This window comes from Streptomyces sp. NPDC001890, assembly GCF_042891445.1.
Lineage (GTDB): Bacteria > Actinomycetota > Actinomycetes > Streptomycetales > Streptomycetaceae > Streptomyces.
Map to the genome: position 1 here is coordinate 953115 of NZ_JBIATE010000002.1, position 17853 is coordinate 970967.

Genomic DNA, 17853 nt, shown 5'->3' on the forward strand with positions numbered 1-17853 from the left:
AGGAACAGGGGCAGCGGGAAGGGTCAGAACAGCCGGAGCTTGTCGTCCTCGATGCCGCGCATCGCGTCGTAGTCGAGCACGACACAGCCGATCCCGCGGTCCGTCGCCAGCACCCGCGCCTGGGGCTTGATCTCCTGGGCCGCGAAGACGCCCTTCACCGGGGCGAGGTGCGGATCGCGGTTGAGCAGCTCCAGATAGCGGGTCAGCTGCTCCACGCCGTCGATGTCGCCGCGCCGCTTCAGCTCCACGGCGACGGTCTGGCCGTCGGCGTCCCGGCACAGGATGTCGACCGGCCCGATGGCGGTGAAGTACTCGCGGCGGATCAGGGTGTAGCCCTCGCCGAGGATCTCGATCCGGTCGGCGAGCAGTTCCTGCAGGTGCGCTTCGACACCGTCCTTGATCAGACCCGGGTCCACACCGAGCTCGTGGGACGAGTCGTGGAGGATTTCCTCCATCGTGATGATGAGTTTCTCGCCCGCTTTGTTCACCACGGTCCAGATGTCCGCGGTGTCGCCGGTGCCCTCCTTCAGAGTGCAGGGCGGTGACATCCAGTTGAGGGGTTTGTACGCCCTGTCGTCGGCGTGGATCGACACGCTCCCGTCCGCCTTCACCAGGATCAGACGGGGAGCGGAGGGCAGGTGGGCCGTGAGCCGGCCGGCGTAGTCCACGGAGCAGCGGGCGATGACGAGACGCATGGTCGGCAACGCTACTCGACGAGGGGTGTTCCACGCGATTCTCCCCCTGCCACTCCCGTCACCGTGCTTTCGTCCAGGGGGCGCAGTCGGGGCTTGCCCCTCTTTGCGCCCCTTCGTTATTGGCCGGTTGTGTTCCCAATCTCCTGGTGCGGCCCGGACCGCACCCTTACCGTGTAAGCAGGAGGTCGCCGTCTGTGTACGCTGCGTCGCCGTCCTCCTTCCCTGCCCGTAAGGCCCCGGCCAGGCGTCGGGGTCGCGAGAGGAGAACCCATGTCGCTCGACGTCTCACCGGCCCTGTTGGAACAGGCCGAGCGAGGCGAGGTCGACGAAGCCGACTTCGTCGACTGCGTCCGGACCTCCCTGCCCTACGCATGGGAGATGATCAGCTCTCTGGTGGCTCAGCTGAAGGTGGACGGCGGAGAGTTCGCCGACAATCAGACGCCCCCGCCGGACGAGCAGGCACGTGGTCAGCTGCTGCGCGCGCTCGCGAGTGATGCGATCCGCGGCGCGCTCCAGCGGCACTTCGGGGTGCGTCTGGCATTCCAGAACTGCCACCGCGTCGCGGTGTTCCCGCTGGACCCGTCGGTCGACGAGCGTCTGGCCCGCTTCACCTCGGTGAGGGGCCAGTTGCTCAACCAGTCGCCCGAACTGCGGGACTGCTGAACGCTTGCTGCCGTTCCGGGCCGGGACCGTGCGGCTCGCCCCGGGGCGGCAGCCCCCGTACCTCCTATGACCTGTCAGGTGAGCAGCGGGAGCACCTCGGTGCCCAGCCGCGCTACGTTCTCCTCCGTGGCTGCCAGATCTCCCGAACCCTCCACCAGGAGCGCGAAGCGGGTGATGCCCGTCCGCTCGGCGGTGGCGGCGAGCCGGTCGGCGGCGAGCCGGGGCGGGCCCACCGGGTGAAGACCGCACAGCAGCTCCGTGTACGCGACCGGATCGCGCATCACCCGGTGCCGGCCGTCGACCGTGACATGGGCCTCCAGTCCCTGCCGCAGCCAGCCCGGCATCGTCTTCACCAGCGTCTCCACCGCCTCCTCGGGGCGGTCGGCGATCTGGGCCACCCCCGCGGACACGTGCCCGGCCTCGCGGACGCTCTCGGGCGAGCGGCCCGCGGCGAGCGCGGTGGAGCGCCACAGGGCGACCATGTCGGCCTTTTCCTGGTCCCCGCAGTGCATCCCGAGCAGCATCGGCAGGCCCTTCTCCGCGGCGAGCTTCACCGTCTTCGGAGAGGTGCAAGCGACGACCACCTCGGGGCCGCCGGGGCTCTCGCGGCCGTCCTCGGCGAGCAGCTCGTCGGCCCGGGGGACCACGGCGACCTCGCGGAAGCCGTACCGCTCGCCGCGTCCGGCCACCTTCGGCCTGCCCAGCCAGTCGAGCAGCAGCTCCAGGGATTCCGGGAAGCCCTTCTCGTACGCCTCCAGGCCCCCGCCGAACACCTCCAGATCCACCCAGGGGCCGCCCCGGCCGACGCCGAGCGTGAACCGGCCGCCGCTGGTGAGATGGAGCAGCGCGGCCTGTTCGCCGAGCGCCACCGGATGCTGGGTCGGCAGCACGCTCACCGCCGTGCCCACCCGGATCCTGCGGGTGCGGCCGAGCAGCAGCGCGGCCAGCGTGACGGCGGACGGGCAGACCCCGTACGGCACGAAATGATGCTCTGCCAGCCAGACCGAGTCGAGGCCGGATTCCTCCGCGACCTCGGTGGACCGGACAGCGCGGTGCAGCGCTTCCGCCGGCCCCTGCCCCGGAAACTGGGCTGCCAGTACGAACGTTCCCACACGCATCGCCAATTGCCTCCTTGCGGCCGACGCGGCTCTCCCCTACTGAGCAACAACGTCTGACACGTGCCAAAGGCACGGTCCACCGGCAGGTTGTTGCGATTTTCCGGTAACTCACCCCTCACGGGAGCTCCCGTGACGCCGCCCCAGGAGGCTCCGGACGACCGGTTCGGCCAAATGGCCCTAGGCTGGACGGGAACTGCCCAGCCTGCCCCGTGAGGTGTCACGTGTCCCCGCGCCGCAACCGCCCCCGAGGCGGCGAGAGTCCCCACGACAGCCCAGCGGAGCCGGTGGGCCGGTACGGCGGCGGCGGACGTGCCGAGGAGTGGCAGGGCGAGCAGTGGTCGGTCCGCCCGGTCAGCGGCGCGAGCGCGGCGGGCAAGCGTTACCGCTGCCCCGGCTGCGACCAGGAGATCCCGTCCGGCGTCCCGCACCTGGTGGCCTGGTCCGAGTACGGCGGGATCGACGACCGCAGGCACTGGCACAAGGCCTGCTGGAACGCGAAGGACCGCCGCACCACACAGGTGCAGCGGTCCAGGAACGCGCCTCGCTACTGAGCCCTTCGGGACGGGCCCGGACGGGTCACACGTCCCGGCGGTCCAGAGCGGCGAACGCCCCGAGCAGCGCCACGGCCGTGACTCCGAGCATGATCCACAGCGGGTCCCAGCCGGACGGTCCCGAGTCGGCGACCGAGGTGGAGTAGAACGCGCTGAGCTGGTTGGGGATCGAGTACTCGAAGAGCTTCATCCGCAGGTCGGAGAGCGACTGGGCGAACATGAACATGGCCAGCACGAGCGGCAGCAGCACCACCCCGATCATGATCGTGATCGCACCGGCGGAGTGCCGGATGAGGGCGCCGACCGCGAGCGAGAGCAGCCCCAGCGTCGCGATGTAGAGGCCGACGCCGACCGTCGCGCGCAGCCAGTCGCCGCCGGAGGGCGATGCGCCGCCGATGATCGCCGTCTGCAACACCGCGACCAGCGCGGTCGTCATGGTCGTGATCACGAAGGTGAGCAGGAAGAAGACGATCGCCTTCGCGCTGAGCACCCGGGCCCGGCTGGGGCAGGCGGTCAGCGTCGTACGGATCATGCCCGTGCCGTACTCCGACGCGATGGTCATCACACCGAGCGTGATCACACAGATCGAGCCCAGCAGCACCCCGAAGAAGCCGAAGCTGAGCACCGGTGTCGAGTCGAGACCGGCCCCGGAGGCGTTGATCGCGACCGCGGCGAGCAGCCCGATCCCGAGCAGCAGCACGATCATGATGCCGAGCGTCCACATCGTGGAGCGCACCGAGCGGATCTTGGTCCACTCGGAGGCGATCGCGTCGCCGAGCGTGGCCCGGCGCACCGGGATCGGTGAGGTGTACATACCGGCCGGTGCGGCCTGCGGGCCGTGCGGCGGGGCCGGGACCTGCTGCTGGTACGGCGCCTGCGGGGGCGGCGGCGTTGTCATCGGGCGTCCTCGCTGGTCTCGCGCTTGGTCAGGTCCGGGGCGGCCGGGGCCGGCTGGGCCGGGGCCGGGGCCGCAGCGTACGGGTTCTGTCCGGGGGGCGGTGGGGCGTACCAGTTCTGCTGCGGCATCTCCGGCGGCTGCTGCGCGTACCCCTGCTGCGCGTACCCGTCGGGCACCGGCTGCTGCAGACCCGCCTTCTGGTCCGCCGTCGAGCGGTAGTCCACGGCACCCTGGGTCATCCGCATGTACGCCTCCTCCAGCGAGGCCTGGTGCGGCGAGAGCTCCCACAGCCGGACATCCGCCTCGTGCGCCACATCGCTGATCCGCGGCAGCGGCAGCCCGGTGACGCGCAGCGCCCCGTCCGGCTCGGACATGACCTGCCCGCCCGCCCCGGTGAGCGAGGCGGTCAGCTTCTCGCGCCGCTCCGCGAGGCCGTCCGCGACCCGCACCCGGGCGAAGTCGGCCGAGTTCGCCGAGATGAAGTCCTTGATGTTCATGTCGGAGAGCAGCTGGCCCCGGCCGATCACGATCAGATGGTCGGCGGTGAGCGCCATCTCGCTCATCAGGTGGCTGGAGACGAAGACCGTACGCCCCTCGGACGCCAGCATCTTCATCAGATTGCGGACCCAGAGGATGCCCTCGGGGTCCAGGCCGTTGACCGGTTCGTCGAAGAGCAGCACCTGCGGGTCGCCGAGCAGCGCGGCCGCGATGCCGAGCCGCTGGCCCATGCCGAGCGAGAACCCCTTGGACCGCTTCCGGGCGACGTCCTGGAGGCCGACGACGCCGAGCACCTCGTCGACCCGGGCGGCCGGGATCCCGGCGAGCTGGGCGAGCGAGAGGAGGTGGTTACGGGCGCTGCGCCCGCCGTGCACCGCCTTCGCGTCCAGCAGCGCACCCACCTGGCGCGGTGCGTTCGGCAGGCTGCGGAAGGGGTGACCGCCGATCGTCACATGGCCGGAGGTCGGCTGATCCAGGCCCAGGATCATGCGCATGGTGGTGGACTTGCCCGACCCGTTGGGACCCAGGAATCCGGTGACGGCGCCGGGCCGCACCTGGAAGGAAAGGTTGTGCACGGCCGTCTTCGCGCCGTAGCGCTTGGTCAGGCCGACTGCCTCGATCATGCTCCAGCCCCATCGACTCACATCTGTCGTCGGGGCCCAGGCCGTCCGGCCGCACGCCCCCGTAAGAGTTAGGAGGATATCCAGGCATTGACGGTTCCGGCCAAGCCGTTGCGGTTGCGCGTCGGTCCGGCCGAAGCGGACGGAAGGCTTCCGGGCAGCTCACGGGCGCCGCCCGCCGACGCCGCCGAGGTGGCCGTTACGCGTCCCGCCTCTTCAGTACGACGTAGCCGCCGATCAGCGCGGCGGCCACCCAGGCGACCAGAATCCCGAGCCCGCCCCACGGCCCGTACGGGGCCGGGTTGCTGTTCATCGCGTCGGGGACCACCTGCATGATCTTGGAGCCGGCCTGGTCGGGGAAGTAGCGGGCGACCTTCTTCGCCCCCGGCACCGCCGACAGGATCTGGGAGACCAGGAAGAAGAACGGCATCAGGATGCCGAGCGACAGCATGGAGCTGCGCAGCATCGTCGCCACGCCCATCGAGAAGATCCCGATCAGCCCCATGTAGATGCCACCGCCGACGACCGCGCGCAGCACGTTGTCCGCGCCGATGTCCGTGTGGTGGTCGCCGAGCAGGGCCTGCCCGAGGAAGAACGAGACGAAGCTGGTCGCGAGGCCCACCACCAGGGCCAGCGCCCCGGCCACCGCGATCTTGCTGAACAGGAACGCACCGCGCTGGGGCACCGCCGCCAGCGAGGTGCGGATCATGCCGGAGCTGTACTCCGTACCGACCACCAGCACCCCGAAGACGACCATGGCGAGCTGACCGAGGACCATGCCGGAGAAGCTGATCAGCGTCGGGTCGAAGGTGACTCTCTCCGCCACCGGCAGGTCGTCGAACTGGGAGTTCATCAGGGCGCAGAGCGCCGCGCTCACCGCGACGGTGACGGCGAACGCGGAGATCAGCGTCCAGACGGTCGAGGAGACCGTACGGATCTTGGTCCACTCGGAGGTCAGGACCGCGGGTACCGATGCCATCGTCGTCACACCTCCTTGCCGCTGCCGGCGGCGGGGCCACCGGTCCGCTGGTTCCACTGTTCGCCCCATTGCGGGCCCGTCGGCGGTGGGGCCGCGGCGTGGTCGGAGTGCGCGTGGTACTCCACGGAGTCCGCGGTCATCTGCATGAACGCCTCCTCCAGGGAGGCCCGCTGGGCACTCAGCTCGTGCAGCACGATCTGGTGCTGCGCGGCGAGCTCGCCCAGCGCCTCGGTCGTGGCGCCGTCGATCTCCAGCGTGCCGCCCCCGGTCTCGACCACGATCAGCCCCGCCTCGTGCAGCACGTCGCGCAGCCGCTCCTGCTGCGGCGAGCGCAGCCGTACGTAACTGCGGGAGTTCTGGTGGATGAAGTCGGCCATCGAGGTGTCGGCGAGCAGCTTGCCCTGACCGATCACGATCAAATGGTCCGCGGTGAGCGCCATTTCGCTCATCAGGTGCGAGGAGACGAAGATCGTCCGGCCCTCCGCGGCGAGCGCCTTCATCAGATTGCGGATCCAGTGAATGCCCTCGGGGTCCAGGCCGTTGACCGGTTCGTCGAAGAGCAGCACCTGCGGGTCGCCGAGCAGCGCGGCCGCGATGCCGAGCCGCTGGCCCATGCCGAGCGAGAACCCCTTGGACTTCTTCTTCGCCACCGCGGTCAGACCCACGGTGTCCAGCACCTCCGCCACCCGGCTCTCCGGGATGCGGTTGCTCTGCGCGAGACAGAGCAGATTGTTGTACGCGCTGCGTCCGCCGTGCATCGACTTGGCGTCCAGCAGCGCCCCGATGTACTTCAGGGGTTCTTCCAGGTCGCGGTAGTGCTTGCCGTCGATGCGCACCGAACCGCTGGTCGGGTTGTCCAGATCGAGCATCATCCGCATCGTGGTGGACTTGCCCGCCCCGTTGGGCCCCAGAAAACCCGTCACCATTCCGGGCCTCACGCGGCAGGACAGCCGGTCGACGGCAACCTTGTTGCCGAAGCGCTTGGTGAGGCCATCGAGCTCGATCATGCGTTCACGCTAGAACGGCCGCGCGCCCGGCGCCACCACAAGGGCGGAACCGGGCGCGCAAGGGGTACAGCTGCAGTACTCGGGGGTCAGCGGCCCTGCTGAGCCGGGACACCACGGGTGACCGGCTCGTCGTCGGCGGGGGCGCCGGCCGCGGCGACCGCGGCACCGGTCAGCGTGGCCAGCATCTCGCGGACGTTGGTCAGCTGGGCGTTGATCGAGTCGCGGCGGTTGGTGAGCGCCGCCAGCTCGCGCTCCGATTCGCTGCGGATCCGGTCGGCCTTGGCGTTCGCGTCGGCCACGATGTCCTCGGACTGGCGCTGCGCGGTCTCCACCGTCTGACGGGCCCGGCGCTCGGCGTCCGTACGGAGCTTCTCGGCCTCCAGGCGGAGCTGCTCGGCGCGGTGCTCGATCTCGGCGAGGCGCTTCTCGGCCTTGGCCTGACGGGACGCGAGGTCGCGCTCCGACTGGTCGCGGCGCTTGGCCAGGTTGGTCTCGAAGTCCGCGGCGGCCTGGGCGGCCTTGGCGCGGGTCTCCTCGAAGAGGGCGTCCGCCTCTTCGCGCTTCTGCGCGGCGTCCTTCTGGGCCTCCGTACGCAGCGAGCCGGCCTCACCCTTGGCCTTCTCGACGATGCGGACGCCCTCGTCCTCGGCCTTCGCCTTGCGCTCGGCGGCGAACGTCTCGGCGTCGTTGCGCACCTGCTGGGCGGCCGACTCGGCGAGCTCACGGTGCTGCTCGGCGGCGCGACGGGCCTCCTCGCGCAGGTCCTTCGCCTCCTCCTCGGCCAGGCGGAGGATCTTCTCGACGCGGGCGCCGAGTCCGGCGTACGACGGCTCCGCGTCGTTCACCTGGGCCTGGGCGTTCTGCGTTTCGAGGTGCAGCTCCTCGATGCGCTTTTCCAGCGAAGTGATGCGGGTCAGGGCACTATCACGGTCGGCGACGAGCTTGGTAATGCGGTCATCCACCTGACCGCGGTCGTATCCACGTCGCACGAGCTCGAAGCCGAAGGGGGAGGAAGGGTCGCTCATGGGGTTCCTGTCGAATGAGACCGGTGAGGTGTTAGGGGGAATCCTAGGGGCCGGAACGGCGTGTCACCGAGCGGATGCGCTTTTGATCTGGAGAATGACACCTCTTTTGAGTGGCTGAGCCCCGTAACCCTTGCCACTCGGAGGGTTGAACGTTCCTGACGGAGCATGGGAGAAGGCAAGGTGACTATCCCTCGGACGACTTGCCACTCGATCGAGTGCCCGCCGAGGCGCCGGCCTTGACGCCACCGGTGGAACCGCCCGCGCCCTTCCCGCCGCCTGACGGCGTCTCGAAGGACTCCAACGCCTCCAGCACGTCCTGGACACGGGAGATCTCGGTGTTGATGTCCTCGCGCCGGCGCACCAGCAGATCCAGCTCGCGCTTGCCCTCGTCCACCGTACGCTTCGCCTCGGCCTCGGCGTCGGCCCGCAGCTTCTCGGCCTCGCGGACCAGTGTGGCCTTCTTCTGCTCGGCCTCCTTCAGCAGCGACTCGGCCCGCTTCACCGCGGCGATCCGGACCTTGCTCGCCTCCGAATTGGCGTCCGCCAGCAGCTCCTTGGCCTTGGCCGCCGCGTCGTCGCGCTGTTCCGTCGCCGCCTTCATCAGGTTGTCGACGCGCTCGCCCGCCGTCTTCATCTGCTCGGACGTCTCCCGGCGGGCGCGGTCGTGCAGCTCCTCGATCTCGCCCTCGATCCGGGCCCGCAGCTCCTCGGCCCGCTCCCGGATCGCGGTGGAGTCCCGGCGCGCGCCGACCAGCAGCTCGTCCGCGTCCGTACGGGCCCGCTCCACCAGGGAGTTGCCCTCGACCGTGGCCTCCGAGGTGATCCGCACGGCTTCCTTGCGGGCCGCGCCGACCATCGTGTCGGCCTGCTTCTCCGCCTCGGTGGCGGCGCGCAGCGCCTCCTCCTGGGCCTTGTTGACGAGCTGATCGGCCTGCTCCGCGGCATCGGCGCGGCGCTTCGCCGCGGCCTCCCGGGCCTCGTCGAGCAGCCGGTCCGCCTCCTGGCGGGCCTCCGCACGCATCTGCTCGGCCGCCGACTCCGCCTCCGCGCGCAGCCGCTCCGCCTCCTCGCGGGTGCGGGCCGCGTGCTCCTGCGCCGAGCCGACGGTGGCCGCCGCCTCCGCGCGCATCCGCTCCGCCTCGCCCGCGGCCTCGTCCGACAGCCGGGCCGCCTGCTGCTTCGCCTCGTCGACCAGCGTGGTGGCCCGCTGCGTCGCCTCTTCCACGAGGCCGGTGGCCTGCTGCGTCGCCTCTTCCACGAGGCCGGTGGCCTGCTGCGTCGCCTCTTCCACGAGGCCGGTGGCCTGCTGCGTCGCCTCTTCCACGAGCGTGGTGGCCCGCTGCGTCGACTCCGTGCCGATCCGCTCGGCCTCGCTCGTGGCCTCGCCCACCAGCCGGTCGGCCTGGGCCGCCGCGTCGGAACGCATCCGGTTGGCGTCCTCGCGGGCCTCGGCACGGCTGCGCGAGGCGTCCTGCTCGGCCGAGGCCAGCGCGTCGGAGGCCTCGGTACGCATCCGCTGGCTGTACTCGGCGGTGTCCGCCCGCAACCGCTCCGACTCGGCGATCGCGTCCGCGACGGTCCGCTCGGCCATCGCCTTCGCGGCCTCGGACTCCTCCTGCGCCTCCCGGCGGATCCGGGACGCGTCCTCGCCGGCCCGCTCCCGCTCCGCGTGCGCGTCGGTGCGGACCCGGTCCGCCTCCTCCTGCGCCTCGGACTTCGTCCGCTCCGCGACATGCTCGGCGGTCGAGCGCAGCCCGGCGATCTCCGCCTCGGCCTGCTCCTGCAGCCCGCTGACCGAATCCCGCACCTGCTGGGCGGTCTGCTCGGCCGCGGAGACCAGCTCGGTCGCCCGGCTGTCCGCCTCCTCGACCAGGCGCTGCGCCTCGGCCTGCGCCTGCTCGACCCGCTTGCGGGCGGAGGCGAGCAACTCCTCGCTCTGCTCGCGGGCCCGCTCGCGCTCCTGGTTCGCCTCGGTGCGCGCCGCGTCGAGGGTCTCCTCGGCCTCCCGGCGGCGCCGGTTGGCCTCCTCCTGGGCGGCGGCCAGCGCCTCGGCGGCCTCCGCGCCCACCCGCTCCGCGGCGGCGGCGGCCTCGGACCGCACCCGGTCGGCGCTCTCCTGCGCCTCGGACTTCAGTCGCTCCGCCTCGGCGGCCGCCTCGGAACGCAGCCGTACGGCGACGGCCTCGCCCTCCGCACGCGACTGCGACGCGTCCGCAACGGCCTCGTCGCGCAGCCGCTCCGCCTCGGTCTCCGCCTGCTCCCGCAGCGTCCGGATCCGCTCGGCGGCCTCCGCGCGCAGCCGCTCGGACTCCTCGTTCGTCTCGCGCCGGATGCGCTCCGCCTCGGCGCGCGCGTCGCCCAGCGCCTGCTCGGCGCCGGCGACCCGGGTCTCGGCCTCGGTGTGCAGCCGGGTCAGCTCCTCGGCCGCCTCCGCCTGCCGGGCCGCGACCGCGCGCTCGGTCTCCTCGCGCAGCTCCGCCGCCGCCTGCTCGGCCGCGGTGGTGGTCGAAGCGGCCTGCTCCTCGGACTCGGTGCGCAGCTGCTCGGCCTCGGCGCGGGCCCGCTCCAGGGCCTCCTCGGCCTGCTTGCGCAGTGCGCCGGCCCGCTCGGCCGCCTCGCCGCGGACCCGCTCGCTCTCGGTGGACGCGGTGGACCGCAGCTCCTCCGCGTCCCCCTTCGCCTTGGCCAGCAGCTCCTCGGCGGTCTTCGCGCCCTCCTCGATCTGCTGGACCGCCTCGCGACGGGCCTCGCCGCGGATCCGCTCGCCCTCGGCGACCGCCTCGGAGCGCAGCTGCTCGGCCTCGCCGCGCAGCCGACGCGCCTCCTCCTGGAGCTCGACCGTCTTGGCCCGGTACTCCTCGGTGTCGTCCTTGGCCGCGCCCTTGAGCTGGTCGGCCTGCTCGGCGGCCTCGCCGCGCAGCCGGTCCGCCTCGGCCTCCGCCTCGCGGCGGATCCGGTCGGCCTCCTCGCTCGCCGCCCTGGTGGTGGACCGCGCGTCCTCGGACGCCTTGGTCAGCACCTCCTCGGCGCTCCTGGCGGCCTTGGCGAGCTGCGCCGCGGTGTCCTCGGCGGCGGCCGTGCGGGCCTTCTCGGACGCCTCGGACTTCAGCCGGTCCGCCTCGGCGCGGGCGTCGGCGAGCGCCTGCTCGGCCTCCGTCTTGAGCGTCTCGGCGTCCTTGGTGGCCTCGCCGACCAGCCGGGCGATCTCCGACTTGGCCGTACGGGTGCGCTGCTCGTTCTGCGACTCGGCGGCGGCCAGCCGCTTGACGGCGGCCTCCTTCGCCTCGGCGGTGACCTTCTCGGCCTCCAGCCGGGCCTCGCGCAGCTGGGTCTCGGCCTCCTGCATGCGCTGCTCGGCGGCCCGGTTCAGCTCGGCGGTCCGCTGCCGGGTCTGCTCGGTCTCGGCCGTCGTCGACGTACGCAGCTGCTCGGCGTGGCTGGTGGCCTCCTGCGCCTGGCCGGCAGCGGCGTCCAGCAGCCGTTCGGCGTCCTTGCGGGCGCGCAGCAGGATCGCCTCGGCCTCGGTCCGGGCCGTCTCCGCCTCGGAACCGAGCCGCTGCCGGGTCTCGTCCGCCAGCCGGCTCGCCTCGGCGCGCGCGGCCGACAGGGACTGCTCGGCCTCGGCCCGGGACTCCTCCAGCAGCCGACGGGCCTGGGACTCCGTCCTGGCCCTCAGCTGCTCGGCCCAGGCGACGTTCTCGTTGACGTGGGACTCGACGGTCTGGCGGCGCTCGGCCAGCTCCTGGTCGAGCCGCTGGCGCCGCTGCACCGCCTCGTTGTGCAGCTCGGCCTGGAGCCTCGCCTGGTGCTCGGCGTGCTCCTGGAGGATCCGCTGTGTCTGCGCGCGGGCGTCGCGGAGCTCCCGCTCGGCGTCGGTCCGCAGCTGATCCGCCTGGATCTGGGCGTTGCGGAGCAACTGCTCGGCCTGGTAGCCGATGTCCGCGCTGTCGTACGCGGGACGGGTCGCGAGATTGCGCCGAGCCTCGTGCAGCTTGGCGCGCAAGACCTCGACCTGGTAACCGAGGTCCTCGGCGTGCTGGACGGCCTTCTCCCGGTCGGTCTTCAGCCGGTCCATCTCGGCTTCGAACCGCGAGAGATGGTCGTCTTCAGCTCGGTGGCTCTCCTGGCGTTCGTAGCCCCGCACTGCGCGGTCCCATCCGTCCCGTGGTCGCAACTCTCCAACGAGTACCGTTCACCGGTGAACGGTCCCCCGGGGAATGGTGACAGATCATCGGCTGGGGACGCGGCGCGGCCCCGACCCGGCCCCGGCCCGGAACAGCCCACTCTACCGGGCCGGGAATCCGGAGGTCAGTGCTCCGCTGCGGACGTGACCAGTTCGGTGAGGACGCCGTGGCAGTCCTTGGGGTGCAGGAAGGTGATCCGGGATCCCATCGAACCCGTCCTGGGCTCCTCGTACAGCACCCTGACGCCCTTCTCCCGGATGTCCGCGGAATCCGCGTCGACGTCCGCGGTGCCGAAGGCGATGTGGTGGACGCCTTCCCCGTTCTTCGCCAGCCACTTGCCCACGGCCGAGTCCTCCCGGGTCGGCTCCAGGAGCTGGAGGTAGGAAGCACCGCCGTCGGACGTATCGTTGATCTTGAGCATGGCCTCCCGTACGCCCTGCTCCTCGTTGATCTCGGAATGGAACACCTCGAACCCGTAGGTCGAGCGGTAGAACTCGACGGTCTTGTCGAGGTCGAAACAGGCGATCCCGATGTGATCGATTCGCGTCAGCATGGAACCAGTGCAGCGCCACACGGATGGTTACGCAACGTGCGCGCCGTCACACCCGCTGCCGGATGACGGGCGAGGTACCGCTCAGTACATTCAAGTAAACCCTCGTTCACTCCTCATCCCAAGGGGCGCCCCTCATGTCTGGAACGACCGGTACCACCTCAGTGATCGTCGCGGGCGCGCGTACGCCCATGGGCCGCCTCCTCGGCTCGCTGAAGAGCTTCTCCGGCGCCGACCTCGGCGGTTTCGCCATCAAGGCCGCGCTGGACCGGGCCGGCATCGGCGGCGACCAGGTCGAGTACGTGATCATGGGCCAGGTGCTCCAGGCCGGTGCGGGCCAGATGCCGGCCCGCCAGGCCGCCGTCAAGGCGGGCATCCCGATGAACGTTCCCGCGCTCACCGTGAACAAGGTGTGCCTGTCCGGGCTCGACGCGATCGCGCTGGCCGACCAGCTGATCCGCGCCGGTGAGTTCGACGTCGTCGTGGCCGGCGGCCAGGAGTCCATGACCAACGCCCCGCACCTGCTCCCCAAGTCCCGCGAGGGCCACAAGTACGGTGCGATCGAGATGCTCGACTCCATGGCGTACGACGGTCTGACCGACGCCTACGAGAACATCCCGATGGGCGAGTCCACCGAGAAGCACAACGCCCGCCTCGGCCTGAGCCGGGCCGACCAGGACGAGATCGGCGCCCTCTCGCACCAGCGCGCCGCCGCGGCCCAGAAGAACGGCCTCTTCGAGGCCGAGATCACCCCGGTCGAGATCCCGCAGCGCAAGGGCGACCCGGTTCTCTTCGCCAAGGACGAGGGCATCCGCCCGGAGACCACCGTGGAGTCGCTCGGCAAGCTGCGCCCCGCGTTCGCCAAGGACGGCACGATCACCGCCGGCACCTCCTCGCAGATCTCCGACGGCGCAGCCGCGGTCGTCGTCATGAGCAAGGCCAAGGCCGAGGAGCTGGGCCTGGACTGGATCGCCGAGATCGGCGCCCACGGCAATGTGGCGGGCCCGGACAACTCGCTCCAGTCGCAGCCGTCCAACGCCATCAAGCACGCCCTCAAGAAGGAGGGCCTGGAAGCGGGCGACCTCGACCTGATCGAGATCAACGAGGCGTTCGCCGCCGTCGCCGTCCAGTCGATGAAGGACCTCGGCGTCACCCCGGACAAGGTCAACGTCAACGGCGGTGCCATCGCGCTCGGCCACCCCATCGGCATGTCCGGCGCCCGCGTGGTGCTGCACCTGGCGCTGGAGCTGAAGCGCCGCGGCGGCGGCACCGGTGCGGCGGCGCTGTGCGGTGGCGGCGGTCAGGGCGACGCACTGATCATCCGGGTTCCGGGCAAGTAGTACGCGGTACAGGTAGAGCACGCAGCGAGTGAACGGAGCGGTGATGGTGGACGTCCCCACCCTGGTCGAGCAGGCACGTGCGGGCCGGCCGCGGGCCGTGGCCCGGCTCATCTCCCTGGTGGAGGGGGCGTCGCCGCAGCTGCGCGAGGTGATGGCGGCCCTGGCGCCGCTGACCGGCAACGCGTACGTCGTCGGCCTCACCGGCTCGCCCGGTGTCGGCAAGTCGACATCGACGTCCGCGCTGGTCACGGCGTACCGGAAGGCCGGCAAACGGGTCGGCGTCCTCGCCGTCGACCCGTCCTCGCCGTTCTCCGGCGGGGCGCTCCTCGGCGACCGGGTCCGGATGTCGGAGCACGCCTCCGACCCGGGCGTCTACATCCGCTCCATGGCCACCCGCGGCCATCTGGGCGGCCTCGCCTGGTCGGCACCGCAGGCGATCCGGGTGCTGGACGCGGCGGGCTGCGAGGTCATCCTCGTGGAGACGGTCGGCGTCGGCCAGTCGGAGGTGGAGATCGCCTCCCAGGCCGACACCTCCGTCGTCCTGCTGGCACCCGGCATGGGCGACGGCATCCAGGCGGCGAAGGCCGGAATCCTGGAGATCGGCGACGTGTACGTCGTCAACAAGGCGGACCGGGACGGCGCGGACGCCACCGCGCGCGAGCTCAACCACATGCTGGGCCTCGGCGAATCGCGGGGCCCCGGCGACTGGCGGCCGCCGATCGTGAAGACGGTCGCCGCCCGGGGCGAGGGCATCGACGAGGTCGTCGAGGCGCTGGAGAAGCACCGGGCGTGGATGGAGGAGCACGGAGTGCTCGCCGAGCGGCGCACGGCACGGGCGTCCCGCGAGGTCGAGACCATCGCCGTGACCCGGCTGCGCGAGCGCATCGGCGACCTGCACGGCGACCGCCACCTCGGCGCGCTCGCCGAACGCATCGTGGCGGGCAGCCTCGATCCGTACGCGGCGGCCGACGAACTGGTGGCGGGGCTCACCGGCGAGGGGTGATCCGTAGGGACGGAGTACGGACGGGCGGGTCCGGGGCGGCGTGCGGGCCGCTTCCGGACCCGCCCTCCTGTCCCTCCCGTCCGTCCCTCCCGTCATCCCGCCCGACGCTGCGGCGGATGACGTGTCCGTGGCAGGATTACCGCCGGATACGGGCGCGGGACGCCCGTCGATCCATGCGTAGCGACGGGGGGAGTGGCGCATGTTGGGTCCGCTGCGGGAGGACTCGCCGAGACGGATCGGTCCGTACGGGATACGGGCCAGACTCGGCGCGGGCGGCATGGGAGAGGTCTTCCTCGGCGTCCACGACGGCGGCGGGGACCCGGTCGCCGTCAAGACCGTCCGCCGGGACGTGGCCAAGGACGCCGGTTTCCGCAGTCGCTTCCGCCGGGAGATCACCGTCGCCCGGGCCGTCGCCGGACCCCATCTCGCCCTGCTGCTCGACGGGGACGCCGACGCCGAGGTGCCCTGGCTCGCCACCGGATACGTGGCGGGGCCGACCCTGTCCGCCGCGGTACGCCGGGCGGGCGCCATGGACGAGGCCGAGGTGCGGATGCTCGGCGCCGGACTCGCCCGCGCCCTGGCGGCCGTCCACGCGGCGGGGATCCTCCACCGCGATGTGAAGCCCGGCAACGTGATGCTCGCGGCGGACGGCCCGAGCCTGATCGACTTCGGGATCGCCCGCGACTCCGGCGCGACCCCGCTCACCACCACCAGCCGCATGGTCGGCAGCCCGGCCTTCATGTCCCCGGAGCACGTGGCGGGCAGCGGACGCGTCGTGCCCGCCTCGGACGTCTTCTGCCTGGCCTCCGTGCTCTGTTACGCGGCCACCGGACGCGACCCCTTCGGTGACGGCCCGGTCGCCGCCGTGCTCTACCGGGTCAAGTACGTCGAGGCCGATCTCGACGACGTGCCGGACGCGTTGCGGGCGGTACTGGAACGCTGCCTGGTGGAGGACCCGGCCGCCCGCCCGGCCGCCGCCGAACTCGCGGAGCTGCTCGACCCCGGCGCGGCTGCCCGGTGGCCGGACCCGGTGGCGCAGCACATCGCCGAGCACGGGCGCGAGTTGGCCCGGGTCGTGGCGCTGGGCGGCCCGCTGCTGCCGGGGTACACCCCCACCGAGATGGCCGCCGCGAGCACCCCGAACCTCCATCACCTGCCCACCCAGGGCCCCGGCCCGACCCCGCCCGTCGCCCCCGACCCGCACAGCGCCCCCACCCAGGGCCCCGGCCTCGCCCCGCCTGCCCCTCCGGGCACCACCCAGGCCCCGCCCCCGCGCCGCTCCCGTCGCACCCTGGCCGTCGCGCTCGCCGCGCTGATCGTGCTGGGCGCGGCGACGGGCGGGATCCTGGCCTGGCGCGACAAGAGCGGCACGCCCGGCGGGACGGCCGGGGGCGGCGGTCCGTCCCAGGGCGGTGGTCCGGCCGAGGGCGTCGGGATCGTGGCGGGGGTGGACGAGAACGGCGGGCCGGACGCCTCGGGCACGGTCCCGTACGGCCGCGATGTCCGCCCGGCGGGGTGGAAGAAGTCCTGGAAGGGGAAGTTCACCGGGTCACCGATCGGCTGCGCCGCGGGCCGGGACGTGGTGGTCTGCCGGAAGACGGACGGCACGTACGAGGCGCTGTCGGCGGCGGACGGGCACCGGATGTGGACGCTGGACACGGGGGAGACGTCGAAGGTCGCGGGCTGGGGGCCGACCGGCCAGTTCTTCATGCCGGCCAACGCCACCCGCCCCCAGGTGTACGACGACACCGTGCTGCTCGCCGCAGGCCGCCGGCTGCACGCCCTGGACGCCCGCACGGGCAAGGTCCGCTGGGAGGCCCGGTCCGGTGGCGCGCACAACCTGAAGAGTGCCCCGCTGGTCGTCGGCGATCTGGTCTTCGCCGCCACCACCTGGTCGCCCGAGGGGGCGGAGCTTGCCGCGCACGACATGAAGACCGGCACCGAGAAGTGGCGCGAGCCGCTGGCGTCGGAGGGCATCTCCCGGGGCCAGCGGGGCAACTTCTGGCCGGTCGCCACCGACGGCGAGGTGGTCTACGCGGACGGCGAGGACGGGCCGAAGGCCTTCCGGCCGAAGGACGGCGCGCTGCTGGGCTCCACGGGCGACTGCGGAGGCCTCCGGCTGCGGGGCGAATTCGCCTACTGCTCCAGCTACACCTCCAACAACAGCGATTCGGGTTTCGGCACCGACATGAGCGTGCTGCGGCTCGACGCGGTGACGCTCAAGACTCGGGGGCAGGTGCCGGTGGACTCCTCGCTCGTCGCCGATGCGACCCCCATGGCGGTCGACGACCGGGTGATGATCCTCCGCCGGAGCAGCGAGAACACGTCGGACGTGCCCGACGAGCTCGTCGTCGTCGGCCGCGACAACGGCCGGACGCTCGGCAGGTTCCCGCTCGCCGCGGCGGCGGCGGAAGGCATGAGCAACCCCACCTCCGACGCGATGATCGTCGCCGACACCATGGTCTGGGCGGACAGCACGACGCTGTACACCGTCCCGATCCGCCCCGACGGCACGCTGGGCACGCTGGGCAGGACCCGGCTGGAGGGCGCCCCGGGCCCGAGCCCCACACCGGAGTACGACATGGCCGACGGCATCCAGCTGGACAAGGAACTGAACGACCCGCAGGTGCTGCCGGTCGGCGGCGTCGTGCATGTCGTGTACGACGACGGCACCACGCTCTCCGTACCGCTGCCCAGGTGAACGACGAACGACGAACCGCTG

At 71.9% G+C, this 17853-nt stretch carries 14 protein-coding genes; 5 read left to right on the plus strand and 9 right to left on the minus strand.

Features of this window, described 5'->3' with window-relative positions:
• Positions 1-23 precede the first annotated feature (23 nt).
• On the minus strand, positions 24-695 hold the full coding sequence (nucS, locus tag ACFYY1_RS10485; protein ID WP_358948859.1) for an endonuclease NucS: 672 nt from the start codon (positions 693-695) through the stop codon (positions 24-26).
• A 270-nt stretch (positions 696-965) separates the two neighbouring features.
• On the opposite strand from nucS, the gene ACFYY1_RS10490 reads away from it, so the two are divergent.
• Positions 966-1358, plus strand: a complete 393-nt coding sequence (locus ACFYY1_RS10490; RefSeq protein WP_124716348.1) for an SCO5389 family protein — start codon at positions 966-968, stop codon at positions 1356-1358.
• 74 nt (positions 1359-1432) lie between these two features.
• Here ACFYY1_RS10490 and ACFYY1_RS10495 read toward each other — a convergent pair whose 3' ends face one another.
• Entirely contained in the window at positions 1433-2476 is a 1044-nt protein-coding gene (locus ACFYY1_RS10495; protein WP_388583141.1) for an LLM class flavin-dependent oxidoreductase, read from the minus strand.
• A gap of 221 nt (positions 2477-2697) precedes the next feature.
• Here ACFYY1_RS10495 and ACFYY1_RS10500 point away from each other — a divergent pair, with 221 nt between their 5' ends.
• Positions 2698-3027 carry an ATP/GTP-binding protein gene (locus ACFYY1_RS10500; RefSeq protein ID WP_388583143.1) on the plus strand — a complete coding sequence of 110 codons (330 nt, stop codon included), beginning with the start codon at positions 2698-2700 and terminating at the stop codon, positions 3025-3027.
• 25 nt (positions 3028-3052) lie between these two features.
• Here ACFYY1_RS10500 and ACFYY1_RS10505 read toward each other — a convergent pair whose 3' ends face one another.
• The 7 genes from ACFYY1_RS10505 to mce form a co-directional block, all read right to left on the minus strand.
• Positions 3053-3925 (minus strand): ABC transporter permease subunit, encoded by an 873-nt coding sequence (locus ACFYY1_RS10505; protein ID WP_388583145.1) that lies wholly within the window; start codon positions 3923-3925, stop codon positions 3053-3055.
• Entirely contained in the window at positions 3922-5046 is a 1125-nt protein-coding gene (locus ACFYY1_RS10510) for an ABC transporter ATP-binding protein (protein ID WP_388583147.1), read from the minus strand. The genes ACFYY1_RS10505 and ACFYY1_RS10510 overlap by 4 nt, the downstream gene beginning before the upstream one ends.
• A gap of 196 nt (positions 5047-5242) precedes the next feature.
• Entirely contained in the window at positions 5243-6022 is a 780-nt protein-coding gene (locus ACFYY1_RS10515; protein WP_388583149.1) for an ABC transporter permease subunit, read from the minus strand.
• 5 nt (positions 6023-6027) lie between these two features.
• The gene (locus ACFYY1_RS10520) at positions 6028-7029 is read right to left on the minus strand and encodes an ABC transporter ATP-binding protein (RefSeq protein WP_388583151.1); all 1002 of its coding nucleotides are present in this window, start codon (positions 7027-7029) and stop codon (positions 6028-6030) included.
• Positions 7030-7115: 86 nt separating this feature from the next.
• Positions 7116-8054 (minus strand): cellulose-binding protein, encoded by a 939-nt coding sequence (locus ACFYY1_RS10525; protein ID WP_266729657.1) that lies wholly within the window; start codon positions 8052-8054, stop codon positions 7116-7118.
• Positions 8055-8238: 184 nt separating this feature from the next.
• Positions 8239-12198 carry a polarized growth protein Scy gene (gene scy / locus ACFYY1_RS10530; protein ID WP_388583153.1) on the minus strand — a complete coding sequence of 1320 codons (3960 nt, stop codon included), beginning with the start codon at positions 12196-12198 and terminating at the stop codon, positions 8239-8241.
• 164 nt (positions 12199-12362) lie between these two features.
• On the minus strand, positions 12363-12791 hold the full coding sequence (gene mce / locus ACFYY1_RS10535) for a methylmalonyl-CoA epimerase (protein WP_072486742.1): 429 nt from the start codon (positions 12789-12791) through the stop codon (positions 12363-12365).
• Between the two features lie 134 nt (positions 12792-12925).
• Between mce and ACFYY1_RS10540 the strand changes: the two genes are divergently transcribed.
• The 3 genes from ACFYY1_RS10540 (at position 12926) to ACFYY1_RS10550 (ending at position 17832) form a co-directional block, all read left to right on the plus strand.
• Positions 12926-14128 (plus strand): acetyl-CoA C-acetyltransferase, encoded by a 1203-nt coding sequence (locus ACFYY1_RS10540; protein ID WP_388583156.1) that lies wholly within the window; start codon positions 12926-12928, stop codon positions 14126-14128.
• A gap of 43 nt (positions 14129-14171) precedes the next feature.
• On the plus strand, positions 14172-15131 hold the full coding sequence (gene meaB, locus ACFYY1_RS10545; protein ID WP_388583158.1) for a methylmalonyl Co-A mutase-associated GTPase MeaB: 960 nt from the start codon (positions 14172-14174) through the stop codon (positions 15129-15131).
• Between the two features lie 199 nt (positions 15132-15330).
• Complete coding sequence (locus ACFYY1_RS10550) at positions 15331-17832, plus strand: protein kinase (RefSeq protein WP_388583160.1); 2502 nt, start codon at positions 15331-15333, stop codon at positions 17830-17832.
• The last annotated feature ends 21 nt before the right edge of the window (positions 17833-17853 follow it).